12 protein-coding genes and 1 other annotated feature (1 of these 13 only partly in view) are annotated in these 12,419 nt (G+C 47.1%); of the genes, 7 read left to right on the top strand and 5 right to left on the bottom strand.

Annotated features, from left to right (window positions below):
* Positions 1-11: 11 nt before the first annotated feature.
* Genes BMY78_RS26680 through BMY78_RS26665 form a run of 4 tightly spaced genes read left to right on the top strand, consistent with a single transcriptional unit; the run spans position 12 to position 3,754 of the window.
* On the top strand, positions 12-1,214 hold the full coding sequence (locus tag BMY78_RS26680) for a Ger(x)C family spore germination protein (RefSeq protein WP_090904326.1): 1,203 nt from the start codon (positions 12-14) through the stop codon (positions 1,212-1,214).
* Positions 1,215-1,220: 6 nt separating this feature from the next.
* Entirely contained in the window at positions 1,221-1,457 is a 237-nt protein-coding gene (locus tag BMY78_RS26675; RefSeq protein WP_090904325.1) for a hypothetical protein, read from the top strand.
* Positions 1,458-1,477: 20 nt separating this feature from the next.
* Complete coding sequence (locus BMY78_RS26670) at positions 1,478-2,584, top strand: GerAB/ArcD/ProY family transporter (protein ID WP_090904324.1); 1,107 nt, start codon at positions 1,478-1,480, stop codon at positions 2,582-2,584.
* Positions 2,585-2,629: 45 nt separating this feature from the next.
* The gene (locus BMY78_RS26665; RefSeq protein ID WP_090904323.1) at positions 2,630-3,754 is read left to right on the top strand and encodes a GerAB/ArcD/ProY family transporter; all 1,125 of its coding nucleotides are present in this window, start codon (positions 2,630-2,632) and stop codon (positions 3,752-3,754) included.
* Positions 3,755-3,847: 93 nt separating this feature from the next.
* Here BMY78_RS26665 and bcp read toward each other — a convergent pair whose 3' ends face one another.
* The 4 genes from bcp to BMY78_RS26645 are packed head-to-tail and all read right to left on the bottom strand — an operon-like array spanning position 3,848 to position 6,993.
* Positions 3,848-4,312: a thioredoxin-dependent thiol peroxidase gene (gene bcp, locus BMY78_RS26660; RefSeq protein WP_090904322.1), complete on the bottom strand. Its 465-nt coding sequence runs from the start codon at positions 4,310-4,312 to the stop codon at positions 3,848-3,850.
* A gap of 48 nt (positions 4,313-4,360) precedes the next feature.
* On the bottom strand, positions 4,361-5,137 hold the full coding sequence (locus tag BMY78_RS26655; RefSeq protein WP_170867911.1) for an ABC transporter permease: 777 nt from the start codon (positions 5,135-5,137) through the stop codon (positions 4,361-4,363).
* Between the two features lie 13 nt (positions 5,138-5,150).
* Positions 5,151-5,945: an ABC transporter permease gene (locus BMY78_RS26650; RefSeq protein ID WP_024630763.1), complete on the bottom strand. Its 795-nt coding sequence runs from the start codon at positions 5,943-5,945 to the stop codon at positions 5,151-5,153.
* 1 nt (position 5,946) lies between these two features.
* Positions 5,947-6,993: an ABC transporter ATP-binding protein gene (locus tag BMY78_RS26645; RefSeq protein ID WP_063568167.1), complete on the bottom strand. Its 1,047-nt coding sequence runs from the start codon at positions 6,991-6,993 to the stop codon at positions 5,947-5,949.
* Positions 6,994-7,197: 204 nt separating this feature from the next.
* Between BMY78_RS26645 and BMY78_RS26640 the strand changes: the two genes are divergently transcribed.
* Both BMY78_RS26640 and BMY78_RS26635 read left to right on the top strand, forming a co-directional pair.
* On the top strand, positions 7,198-8,241 hold the full coding sequence (locus BMY78_RS26640) for an LCP family protein (protein ID WP_090904321.1): 1,044 nt from the start codon (positions 7,198-7,200) through the stop codon (positions 8,239-8,241).
* A gap of 81 nt (positions 8,242-8,322) precedes the next feature.
* Positions 8,323-9,642 (top strand): glutamate-1-semialdehyde 2,1-aminomutase, encoded by a 1,320-nt coding sequence (locus BMY78_RS26635; protein ID WP_090904320.1) that lies wholly within the window; start codon positions 8,323-8,325, stop codon positions 9,640-9,642.
* 83 nt (positions 9,643-9,725) lie between these two features.
* Here the strand turns inward: BMY78_RS26635 and BMY78_RS26630 are convergent, their stop codons facing one another.
* Positions 9,726-11,120, bottom strand: a complete 1,395-nt coding sequence (locus BMY78_RS26630; RefSeq protein ID WP_090904319.1) for an aminotransferase-like domain-containing protein — start codon at positions 11,118-11,120, stop codon at positions 9,726-9,728.
* Between the two features lie 133 nt (positions 11,121-11,253).
* Between BMY78_RS26630 and BMY78_RS26625 the strand changes: the two genes are divergently transcribed.
* On the top strand, positions 11,254-12,189 hold the full coding sequence (locus tag BMY78_RS26625; RefSeq protein WP_090904318.1) for a DMT family transporter: 936 nt from the start codon (positions 11,254-11,256) through the stop codon (positions 12,187-12,189).
* 27 nt (positions 12,190-12,216) lie between these two features.
* Positions 12,217-12,419 (top strand) — a binding site (T-box leader) (it continues 100 nt past the right edge of the window).

The following is a 12,419-nucleotide window of genomic DNA, read 5'->3' as shown; positions in this document are numbered from 1 at the left end:
GGAGAACGCGTATGAACAAATGGTTCCAATTAATACTATCTTTTGTCGTTCTGCTCCCTCTCCTTACCGGATGCTGGGATCGACAGGAACTCAATGAACTCGGCATTATGCTGGGACTGGGTGTGGACAAGGATGGCGATATGATCAAGGTGAGTGCCCAGGTTGTTGTTCCCAATGAAGTATCCTCCAAGTCCGGGGGAGGTAAAGGAACGCCTGTAACTCAGTATCAGGCTTCTGCGCCTACCTTATTTGAAGCTATTCAAAAGCTAACGGAGTCTAGCCCCCGTCGTATATTCATGGCACATATCCGCATAATGGTCATTGGCGAGGAGTATGCTCGCAAAGTAGGCATTTATGATATCACAGAAGCATTAATGCGTGAGCCTACGGTTCGTCCTGACTATTACGTCATGGTTGCACGAAATACAACGGCGTCCAAAGTGCTTGACGTATTAACGCCACTTGAGAACATCCCTGCGGAAAAGATGTTTAATTCACTGGATGTCTCGACCAAAACGTGGTCACCCACAACAACCGTAACCGGAGATCAATTAATGGAATATATTTTGGCTCCTGGAATACAGCCTGTAATTACCGGTGTAGAGGTTGTTGGTCAATCGGAGAAAAGTGGAAGTCAAGCTAACATCTCAACCATTAAGTCTCCTGCCAGCCTTAATTCTACCGGACTATCCGTGTTCAAAGGAGACAAACTGATAGGGTGGCTAACGGAGGATGAGTCCAAGGGATACAACTACATCAGAAACAATGTGGTATCCACCATCAGCCATCTGCCTTGTCGCAAAGGTGGAAATGTGACCTTCAAAACACTTCGTACAACGACCAAACGGAAAGCAAAAGTCGTGGCAGATCACCCTTTAATCAACATTAAAATCAAAAATGTAACTTCCATAGGTGCCGTGGAATGCGGAATCAAAATTGGTTCAATGAAAGTACTCAAGGAACTCGAACGGGACAGTGAGGAACGGCTTGTGGAATTGATGCAAAAATCCATTAAATCGGTCCAGCGCAAGTTTCACGTTGATATTTTCGGATTCGGGCAAGAGGTTTACCATGCTGATCCAAAGTTCTTTAAAAAAGTGGAGAAGGAATGGGATAGTTATTTGGAAAATCTGGATGTCCATTACGATGTCAATGTACAAATCAAACGTGTAGGCACACTGGATGATTCGTTCAAAGATCAAATTAGGGAGTGAGACAGGGTGTTACTTACACTTAGTGTCATTGTGACCGCAGGGGTCATTGGATGGTTTGATGTGCCGGGTCTAATACGTCGCAAGGAATGGAAAGAAACAGCTGTTTACAGTGCCTTACTGCTCTTAGCTACCATTCTAAGTGTCTTTGCGGCAAACCTGTGGGAAATTCCCAGCCCACTTTATCTCATCATATGGATCTATGAACCTGTAAATCAATTTCTGGCACACTTGACTGGCACTTAGGGAAAAAAGGAGGGGACATTATGCTTGAGCAGGGTCGCATCGGAACAAGACAATTGTCCATCCTCATTTTTATGATGGTGGTGGGAGATATGATGCTCATCTATCCCTCGGTCATCACATCCTATGCCAAACAAGATGCCTGGATATGTGCTCTTATCGGGGTTCCACTGGGAATGGCCCTCATTCTCATGTTTTTAAAGCTGTGCAATCTGTATCCGGAGGAAAATCTGATTCAGATTTCACGAAGCATTCTGGGATTTTGGCCAGGCAGTCTTGTATCCGGATTTTATCTTTTCTTTTTTGTAATAGGTGCCTCCACGCACACCCGAGAGGTCGGAGATTTCCTCACCTCCCAAATCTTTCAGTACACCCCCATTCGCGTCATCATTCTGATGTTTGTCATTACAGTTGGCTGGGGATTGTACCATGGATTGGAAACGATGGGGAGAAGCAGTGAACTGCTGATGCCTATTCTGATCGTGTTTATTCTCGTCCTTGCATTCTGTCTGCTCCCTCAGGTTGATCCCAGCAATTTGAAGCCTGCAACAGATACCGGCGTCGTTCCCATCCTGCAGGGTATTCTCATCAGTATCATATATCCGGTAGGTGAGCTGGTCCCCATTATGATGATTGTTCCCTATACGATAAAACAAGCTCACCGAACTCGGGATGTTCTTGTTGCGGCAGGACTTGGCAACTTGTTGCTGGCAATATTGGTTACTATCTCTCTGCTTGTTCTAGGTGCTTTCCTTACCCAGCACAACATCTATGCTTCCTTTATTTTATCTCAGAAGATTAACATCGGTGGTTTCTTTGAGCGTATTGAAGCCATTATGGCTTCTTCCTGGCTCATCTCCACGTATGTTAAAGCAATGGTGTATATGTACGCATTTATTGTGGGATGTGCCGAACTATTTAAGCTCAAGCAGTATCGCGTACTTATTCTGCCAGCAACATTTCTGATATTCGGTCTTGCCAATCTGGTCTCGCCCAATTTGACCTTCATCGTCATTACGGTCGTTCCGTATTGGGTAGATTGGGATACCACATTGAGCATTATATTGCCGGGACTGTTACTGTTGGTGCACATGCTCAAAAAGCGCTGGAAAAACAAACCTTCGGGATAAGGTAATGCCTGGAGTTCTACTATGTCAGGAAGGAGGCTGGAGACCATGCCAAAAGAAAAAGTAACCATTCGGCAATTTGCCCTGCTTACCTTTCTTGTCATGGTTGGGGATATGATTCTGATCTATCCTTCGTTAGTCACAACCTTGGGCAAACAGGACGCATGGATATGCTCTTTCCTCAGCCAGCCCATCGGTCTGTTTATCATATGGATTTTGTACAAGCTGCACCAAACATTCCCTGAACTATCTTTAATCGAAATTTGCAAGAAATTGCTTGGTCCATGGATGGGATCAGTATTGTCTGCTGGTTACCTGTTCTATTTCGCAATAGGCGCTGCCATCTGTATCCGTGAGGTTGGAGACTTCATGACGACCCAGATCTATCTCCAAACCCCCATCCGTGTCATTTTAATTATGCTCATGTGTTCCCTAACCTGGGGCCTAATGAAAGGGTTAAATACCATGGGAGCAACCAGTGAACTATTAACCCCCATTGTTGTTTTTTTTATGGCCTTCCTGTTTATGGGGTTAATGCCCAAATTAGACGCCTCGCATTTGAAACCATTTCTGAGCATAAGTTGGGTGCATTTGATTGAAACCGTTATTCGAGGATCATTCACCTCCTTCGGAGAGCTGCTTGTGCTTACCATGATTCTTCCTTATGTAATGTCAGGGCCACACCTTAAACGAGACCTCTTGCTTGCCACTTTCTGTGGAGGTCTGCTTCTATGTGTACTGCTATTGTTTTCCATTATGGTTGTGGGACCTTTCCTAACCCAGCATAACATTTTCATTTCGTATACCCTGTCCCAAAAAATTAATATCGGCAACTTCTTTGAGCGTATTGAAGCCTTCATGGCTACTGCCTGGTTAATTGCGACCTATTTCAAAAGCCTGCTGTACATGTTCGCTTTTGTTATCGGACTAGCTCATCTATTTCGGTTGAAAACATACAAACCACTCATTCTCCCTTCATCTTTGCTTATGTTTGCACTGAGCATCCTGATTTCCCCCAATGTCATTTTTTATATCGAAACCATCATGCCTGCATGGGTGGATTGGGACATTACTTGCAGCTTTATTATTCCGCTATTGCTGTTACTTGTTCATCGCATTCGCTTTGGCAAGAACAAAAAAAATCAGACTCATCCAGAACGCTTGCCCACATAAAAAGGCTGTGCTTCACGGTATAATCCGCGAACACAGCCTTTATTATGAAGTGAACATTTATTCGATGTATAGAGAGCAGACAAGTTTACCTTCCTAAAGTTGCTGTAAAGCCTCAAGTGCTGCCTCAATATGTCCTTTAACTCGCACCTTCAACCACGACTTCAGCAGAACACCCTCTTCATCAATGAGAAACGTGGAGCGTACCATGCCCATGTATTCCTTGCCATACATCTTTTTGAGCTGCCATACGCCGTATTGCTCGGCAACCTGATGTTCTTCGTCGGATAACAGAATGAATGGCAATCCATATTTGGCAATGAATTTGTCGTGCTGCTTCATCGGATCAATACTAATGCCTAGAATAACTGTATTTAACCCCTTGAACTCCTCATGACGATCACGGAAATCACATGCCTGCTGTGTGCAGGAAGAAGTCATATCTTTCGGGTAAAAATATATGAGCACCCGCTGTCCGCGATAATCCGAGAGCTTCACCGTCTCTCCCGTACTGGACGGAAGCTCAAAGTCTGGTGCCAGTTTCCCTTCGGTTAATGTCATCTCATTACCTCCTGAATCTCGTCTATTACCTTTCACAAAGGTCTTCTCTTATGATCCTGCTCCGCGATACTTCTTCACACCATAATTCCATAGCAGAAGACCGATGGAGCCAAACACCAATCCCATCACAGGTGTCAGCATCGCCATACGATGCATTTCGGATCGTTCCAGAAACAGAGCTGCCGGATAAATACCCACGAAGGCAAATGGAATGACCCATGTTAACAGGACCTGAATTGCACGATTATAGATGGTTACCGGATAACGCCCATATCCCTGAATGTTGTACATTAATGGCAGGATACCTGTAGGCGCGTCCGAATAAAAGGACAGAGACGTCAAGGTGATATAGATTCCTGCGTAGATTAGCACTGAACTAATAGTAAGAATAATGAGGGCTGGAATATGCCACCACTCCAGCACAAGTCCCATCTCCGCACCGCTGATGACCATAATGATCAGACCGATAAAGGAACCAACGAGTGCTGGCGGGTCCACATTTTCGAGTAAAATCTGGAACAGGTTATGCGCAGGCCGTGTTAATATGCGATCCATCTCGCCTTTGACAATATATCGTTCGCTGAACCCCCACAGATTGATAAAACAACTGAAAATGCCGTAAGGCACCATAAAATATCCATAAACAAAAAGGACTTCACTCTCACTCCAGCCGCCCAAATTATCCGTATGTCGGAATACCACAAAGATAAAGATCAGATTGGTGGCCTGGAACAGCAAATCCGATAGGATCTCGACCCAAAAGTCGGCGCGGTACGTGAGACGTGTTTTCATGTAATTTTTTAAATATTCCCAGATCAGACCCATATAGTACACTCTGTTATCCTCCTTGCACGAACAGACGCTTGCGCGCCTGACGCCAGATCAGCATCATCGGAATAAGCAGTATGACAAACCAAAACACCTGAATGCCGAGTACGCTCCAGATGCCCGTGCCTTCCACTCTTCCGGTGAAAACCGAGCCAGGCAGATACGTAATGGCCTGAAAAGGCAATACTTTCATCACTGCAGACATCCAGCCCGGATAGAGACTGATTGGAATGATCAGACCGGAGAACAGATCAACCACAACGCGTTTCATGCGCATCATGCCTTCATTGTTTTCCACAAAAAATGCGGCCAGTCCCGTAATGACGTTAATCTGGGAATTAATGAGGAAACTGAAGAACAGCATCACCAGAAAGCCAATCCACGCGGACGGCGCGGTAGGCAGTTCAACCGGGAACAACAGAATGGCAATGAGCATTCCAGGAATCATAAGCAGCAGGAAACGGAAAATACCTTCGCCCAGACCCTGCATCATTTTGACCATGACATAGTTGATCGGTCTTATGAATTGAATGGCAATGGAGCCATCCCGAATGTCTGTCGCTATTTCCCGGTCCAGGTTGTTAAAATAAAATGCACGGGCCATCCACGATACCGCCACATATGTTGTCATCTGAGCTGCCGTAAAACCGCCCAGTTCACCACTACTGCCATAAATGGCTTGCCACGTAAAGTAATACACGCCGATATTCAGCGTATATATCAAAATGCCGGAATAATAATTCACCCGGTATGCAAGCATCGTCAGGAACCGGATGCGCATAAAATCAAAAAATGCACTATTCATGTTAGGATACACCCACCGCTTCGTTCTTTGCGCCCACAATCTCGGGACGCTCGGCGGAACCGGATTGGTAAATACTGCGCACAATCTCATCCGTGTTAATCTCAATAATCTGAATATCGGTAATATCTGCCTGTCCAACGACACGTCCCAGCACATCAGACACGTTGAGTTCAAGTGGAATCCAGACCGAGGCGGACAGCTCGTTCTCCACCGTCCAGCGAACAGGAAGCGCAGCTGTCCATTCCAGCATTTGTTCCATAGGGTGAGCCGTACCAAACTTGAACCGGATTTCCCGTTCTTTGCCCCACTGAGATTTTAGATGATCCAACCCGCCATCATAAATGATATTGCCCGCATCGAGCATAATAACTCTTGAACATAAAGCTTCGATGTCCTGCAGATCGTGGGTTGTCAGCAAAATGGTTGTTCCATGTTCCTTATTCATGTCTTTCAGGAATTCGCGGATTTCCGACTTCACCACAATATCCAGACCAATGGTTGGCTCATCCAGAAACACAATATCCGGATTGTGCAGCAGCGCAGCGACCAGCTCACAGCGCATACGCTGTCCAAGACTGAGCTTACGCACCGGACGGTTCAGCAGATCCTGAAGCTGCAACCGCTCCACTAGTTCATCCAGACGTTTGCGGAAATCGACCTCGCCTACTCGATACACCTTGCGCAGCAGATGGAAGGATTCAATGACTCCGATATCCCACCAGAGCTGGCTGCGTTGACCGAATACGACACCAATATTCTGCACAAACTTTTCACGTTCCTGATACGGAACATATCCACCAACCGATATTTGCCCTGAAGTAGGCACCAAAATGCCGGTCAACATCTTAATTGTTGTTGATTTACCGGCACCGTTCTCCCCAATATATCCGCATATTTCGCCTTGCGGAATTTGAAATGAAATATCATTTACAGCCAAGACCTCCTGGTATTGACGTGCAAACAGATCCTGGAATGCGCCCTTAAGCCCTCCTCGACTTTTCTGGACGCTAAACGACTTGCGTAAATCTTTGACATCAATCGCCAGCATGATTATACCTCACTTGGATTTTGTTGAAATTGCTTGTAGCCCAAAAAGAAATTATAATAGTATCAGTCAAAATTCAGCAAGCTTTAAAAAATAGTCTGAGGCCGCGTCCTCTGTTGCAGCTCACAGATAAGTCGTGTACGGAAAGCCCGGGCTAGATCAAATTGGACTCATCTTCATTTATTTTGAATACAAAGGAGAGCTAGCATGACCAGAAAGACGAAGAGAACCATTTGGATTTCTCTTGCCGCCTTCGTGCTGATTGTTGGAGGCGCTGCGGCATTTTATTTCGGTTCTATTCTCAATCAGTTGAATGGCTTGCAAAAGGAAGGCGATGAATCGCCGTTTGCCGGTATCGAAAATGTTGAAAAAGTAAGCACACCGGATCCTCCGAAATGGGAAGGCACCGAAACGGTTAATATTCTCGTTATGGGTGTAGATGCCCGCGGGCTGGAGAAGGGGGAAGTCCCTCGTTCTGACAGCATGATGGTCGTTTCGCTTGACCCACTCACCAAAAAAATTAATCTATTCTCCATTCTGCGTGACACATACGTCAACATTGACGGATATGGCAAGGAACGCATCAATACTGCCATTACCCATGGTCCCAACGTGGCAATGAAAGCTGCCGGAGACCTGCTGGGTATCCCTGTCCAGTATTATGTGTATACCGATTTCCAAGGATTCATCAAATTGGTGGATGCCGTTGGCGGTGTGGATTTTGACGTAGAGAAGGACATGCACTATACAAGTAAAGCGGACAATAATGAATACGATATTGATCTGAAAAAAGGCTACCAGCATTTGGACGGTAATACAGCTCTCATGTACGTTCGTTTCCGTCATGATGCCATGTCGGATTATGCCCGCTCCGAGCGGCAGCGTGAATTCCTGAAAGCTGTAGCAGCCAAAATGCAGTCAACAACAACGATTGCCAAATTGCCTTCCATTCTGGAAGAAGTAAATCCTTATGTAGATACCAATCTGACCCTCTCCGACATGTGGAAGCTGGGCGGACTCGGATATCAGAGCAGCATGAACGGCAGCGAGCAGATCCCGCCAATGAAAATGCTCAAGGAAGAGCGGACACCAGGCGGAGCTGAGGTGCTGACGGTAACCAGTGAAGAAAAACTCAAGCAATATATTCAAGATATCATTCATCCTCCTGTTCAAGAAGAAGGCAGTACTACCGGAGCCGAAGACAAAACGGCAAGTGGTGACGAACAAGACTCCAAGCAACCTGCACAGTAATGAAGTGCAACACGCAGAGGGCAGCCCATATGCTGCCCTCTCGCTGTGTTTTGTTTATCTAATTTGAAAGGAAGTTATCTTATGAATCCATCACGTTCCCGTTCCGAGCTTTTATACGAAGAAGCACTTCAACATATTGTAGGAGGTGTCAACAGTCCTTCCCGCTCATTCAAAGCGGTGGGTGGTGGTGCACCTGTATTTATGAAAAAGGCACAAGGTGCACACTTCTGGGATGTCGATGACAACCGTTATATCGATTATCTCGCGGCCTACGGTCCGATTGTTACAGGACATGCTCACCCTCATATTACCCAGGCGATTACCGAGGCAGCAGCAAATGGTGTGCTGTACGGTACACCTACTGAGCTTGAGATCAAGCTCGCCAAAATGCTGAAAGAAGCCATTCCTTCCATGGACAAGGTTCGTTTTGTAAACTCCGGTACAGAAGCAGTCATGACTACCATCCGGGTTGCCCGTGCCTACACCAAACGTAATAAAATTGTGAAATTCGCCGGATGTTACCATGGTCACTCCGATCTGGTCCTTGTGGCAGCAGGTTCGGGGCCGTCCACGCTGGGTATTCCCGATAGTGCAGGCATTCCGACAAGCATTGCCCACGAAGTCATCACAGTACCGTTCAACGATCTGGACAGCCTGAAAGCGGCTCTGGAGCGTTGGGGCGATGATGTCGCCGCAGTTATGGTTGAACCGATTGTCGGCAACTTCGGTATGGTTATGCCAGAACCCGGCTTCCTGGAAGGACTCTGTGCCATGACACGGGACAATGGCTCGCTTGTCATTTACGATGAGGTCATTACAGCCTTCCGTTTCCACTATGGTTCCACACAGACGTACGCGGGACTGGACAATCATGCGGAGATCGAACCGGATCTGACTGCACTTGGCAAAATCATTGGCGGCGGTCTGCCAATCGGTGCTTACGGCGGTCGTAAACAGGTCATGGAGCAGGTTGCTCCACTCGGCCCTGCCTATCAAGCCGGAACGATGGCTGGTAACCCTGCGTCTATCTCTGCGGGTATCGCTTGTCTGGAGGTTCTGCAAGGCGAAGGTGTATATGCGGAGATGGAACGTCTAGCCATTGATCTGACAACAGGCCTTCAGGCTTCTGCGGATCGTCATGGCATTGCGTTAACCATTAACCGAATTCGTGGTGCCTTTTCCACTCACTTCTGTGACCATCCGATTACGAACTATGATCAAGCCCAGGACACCGATGGTGAACAGTTCGCTTCCTTCTTCCGTCATATGTTAAATCGTGGCATTAATCTGGCTCCTTCTAAATATGAAGCCTGGTTCCTGACCACTGCACATACGGACAAGGATGTTGCGGAAACACTCGAAGCCGCAGAAGCTTCCTTCAAAGCTATGGCTCAGGCGTAAACGGTTATCTAAACCATTCACATATCGCATCATAGCAGGCATCACTGAAATTTACCTGATGAAATAAGGCGTCCCCCAAGCGATTAATCCGCTTGTGTGGACGCCTTTTGCAGTTTCACTATTTCCTCACGGATAATCCGCAGCCCTTCCTTGATCCGCTGCTTTGGAACATTGGATATATTTAACCGCAGCATTTTATCCTGATGTATCTCCTGTGCACCTTCCGGATAATATCGTTCTGTTGTATCGGCAATGACTCCACGTTGATCCAACCGGGACAGCAAGACCCTGAGCGGCATATCCTTAGGCAGTGGCAGAACCGTATGCTCCCCTCCTGTGCGCGGTGCTTTCACAAATGGACTGAAGTCCGGGAAGGCATTAAGCTGTTCATACAATTTGTTCATCCGGGCAGCATAGCGGCTGCGGATGACTTTGCCATGGTGAGCAAACATCCCGTTACGGATGTAGACCTCAAGTGCTGCCTGAGACAATACCGCTGTGTCAATGTCGAGCATTTTTTTGTATTTACTAAATGATGCAGTAAGACTTGCAGGCAGAATAGCCACGCCAATCCGCAGGCCGGGAAACAGGATTTTGGAGTAACTTTTCAGATAAATGACTCGCCCTTCCGTATCATACGACCATAACGGGTCCTGCTTTGTGTTCTCTTCCAGATCAGCCAAGAAATCGTCCTCTACCAGATAGACATCGTAACGCTGCGCCAGGCGGATCAATTTTTTCTTCTCAGCTGCCGTCAGGGAAGTCCCAATCGGGTTGTGAAAACGCGGCATGACATAAAAAAATTTGATGTCTCCTTCGCGGAACTGTCGTCCGAGCGCCTCCCAATCCAGGCCATCCAGCGAGCGTCTCACACCAGCAATCGGTACATTCAGTCCTTGTAGAAGCGAAGGCATATTATGATAACCCGGCAGTTCCAGCATCACCTGCTTTTTCCCATTCGGAAAAGGCATTAGCGCCAGCACAGCAAGGGCCTGCTGTACCCCTGACGTAATAAAGAACTGTTCCTGCCGGGCAAACACCTGATAATCGGCGAATTGCTTCTCCAGCAATTCAATCAAGGAAGGCAAGCCTCTCTCCGTTCCGTACAAGAACAGGTCGGCCTGTTTCTTCGCCATTGCCTCATCCACACAATGGCGAAAATCGGAATACGGGAACACTCGCGGATCAGGAGCTGCGGAGGCAAAATCCAGCGGCCCCTGCCACGCTCCATCCTCCACCTCGGCTCCATTCTGAACCGCATAATACCCGGACTGGGGCACCGCGTAGACCAGATGCCGCTCCTCCAGCCACTCGTACGCGCGTATGGCTGTACTCACACTACATTGATATTGCTCAGCCAGAACACGTACAGCCGGCAGTTTGATGCCTTTATCCTGCCATTGTCCACTGTTCTGCTGCCGCAATTGGTCCTGAATCCATTCCTTCAGTGATTCGGCGATAATCTCGTATTTTCTCATTGGATTCTGCCTCTCCTCCGACTTCAGCATTGCCTTAAGTGTACCGGTACAGTAATCGTTTTTGTCTATTGTACCACTATTGGTCTGGCAGTATATTGAATAAGGTCAGATCGCACACATTGGAGGAAACCTTATGAACAATAGCCAAACTAGAACTTACGCATATGTAGCAGCTGTTTTATACGCAGCCATTATTGGCTTATCCTTTTTATTTGTCAAAATGACGGTGAGTGTCGCACATCCCATTGATGTACTTGCCCATCGTTTTGCTTTGTCATTGCTCGTAGTCAGCATCCCTGTCATTTTTGGATGGATCAAGATCAGGCTAACCCTTCGTGATCTGTGGCGTATCATTCCGTTAGGGCTGCTCTCTCCTGTTTTGTTCTTTGCCTTTCAGGCATTCGGGTTAGTCTCTTCCAACTCATCGGAAGCAGGGATTATTCAGGCAATGGCACCCGTATTTACACTTGTGTTGGCCTCTATCTTTCTCAAGGAACGCACATCCCTTTTGCAAAAACTGTTTCTGCTGTTGTCTGTGGCGGGTGTAATCTTTATTTTCATGATGAAAGGGAGCGGGATGTCAGCAGGCAATTTTAAAGGTATTGCTTTACTGCTGCTCTCCACGGTGTGTTTTGCAGGTTATGGTGTATTGGCACGACCCTTGGCACAGAAATATAAACCGATGGAATTGACCTGGGTGACCCTGATGGTTGGATTTATCGTCTTCAACGCAGCTTCCCTGATTCGTCACGCATCGAGCGGAACCATGATGGATTATGTGAAGCCACTCGGAGATGCATCTTACCTGGGAGCACTGGCCTATCTGGCCGTCCTCTCCACCATGTTCTCCACGCTGCTGGCGAGTTATGCCCTGACTCATCTGGAAGCTTCCAAAATGAGTGTATTCAGTAATTTGTCCACACTCATTTCGATCGCTGGCGGAGCCTGGATATTGCATGAACCCGTTCATGGATACCACTTTATTGGAGCCCTGCTGATCATCGCTGGTGTGCTTGGCACCAATATGAGCGGAAGAAAACGCGGGCTGGTCAAACCAGATCAAGCGTGATACAATGTGAAAAATTGTAAACGGACGTTATCAACAATGATGAAGAGAAGTACACAGGATTAGATACCTCAGAGAGCCGGCGGATGGTGTGAGCAGGTGTATCGGTCATGTGGAAATGGACTTCGGAGTTCCGAGTTGAACCCGTTCTGCCACCTAACTCAGGAGCGCGGATCGTCAGTAGGCAAGGCGGCATGTTCAGCCGTTATCCATGGACAGGATATCGATAAGGC

It is taken from the genome of Paenibacillus sp. OK076 (genome assembly GCF_900110055.1).
Taxonomy (GTDB): Bacteria; Bacillota; Bacilli; order Paenibacillales; family Paenibacillaceae; genus Paenibacillus.
This window is presented reverse-complemented; position numbering and strand designations above follow the sequence as displayed.

Excerpts from the sequence above, each read along its gene's own strand:
- BMY78_RS26680 (WP_090904326.1), top strand. The coding sequence starts at position 12 with ATGAACAAATGGTTCCAATTAATACTATCTTTTGTCGTTCTGCTCCCT.
- BMY78_RS26670 (WP_090904324.1), top strand. The coding sequence starts at position 1,478 with ATGCTTGAGCAGGGTCGCATCGGAACAAGACAATTGTCCATCCTCATT.
- BMY78_RS26665 (WP_090904323.1), top strand. The coding sequence starts at position 2,630 with ATGCCAAAAGAAAAAGTAACCATTCGGCAATTTGCCCTGCTTACCTTT.
- bcp (WP_090904322.1), bottom strand. The coding sequence starts at position 4,312 with ATGACATTAACCGAAGGGAAACTGGCACCAGACTTTGAGCTTCCGTCC.
- BMY78_RS26655 (WP_170867911.1), bottom strand. The coding sequence starts at position 5,137 with ATGGGTCTGATCTGGGAATATTTAAAAAATTACATGAAAACACGTCTC.
- BMY78_RS26650 (WP_024630763.1), bottom strand. The coding sequence starts at position 5,945 with ATGAATAGTGCATTTTTTGATTTTATGCGCATCCGGTTCCTGACGATG.
- BMY78_RS26645 (WP_063568167.1), bottom strand. The coding sequence starts at position 6,993 with ATGCTGGCGATTGATGTCAAAGATTTACGCAAGTCGTTTAGCGTCCAG.
- BMY78_RS26640 (WP_090904321.1), top strand. The coding sequence starts at position 7,198 with ATGACCAGAAAGACGAAGAGAACCATTTGGATTTCTCTTGCCGCCTTC.
- BMY78_RS26635 (WP_090904320.1), top strand. The coding sequence starts at position 8,323 with ATGAATCCATCACGTTCCCGTTCCGAGCTTTTATACGAAGAAGCACTT.
- BMY78_RS26630 (WP_090904319.1), bottom strand. The coding sequence starts at position 11,120 with ATGAGAAAATACGAGATTATCGCCGAATCACTGAAGGAATGGATTCAG.
- BMY78_RS26625 (WP_090904318.1), top strand. The coding sequence starts at position 11,254 with ATGAACAATAGCCAAACTAGAACTTACGCATATGTAGCAGCTGTTTTA.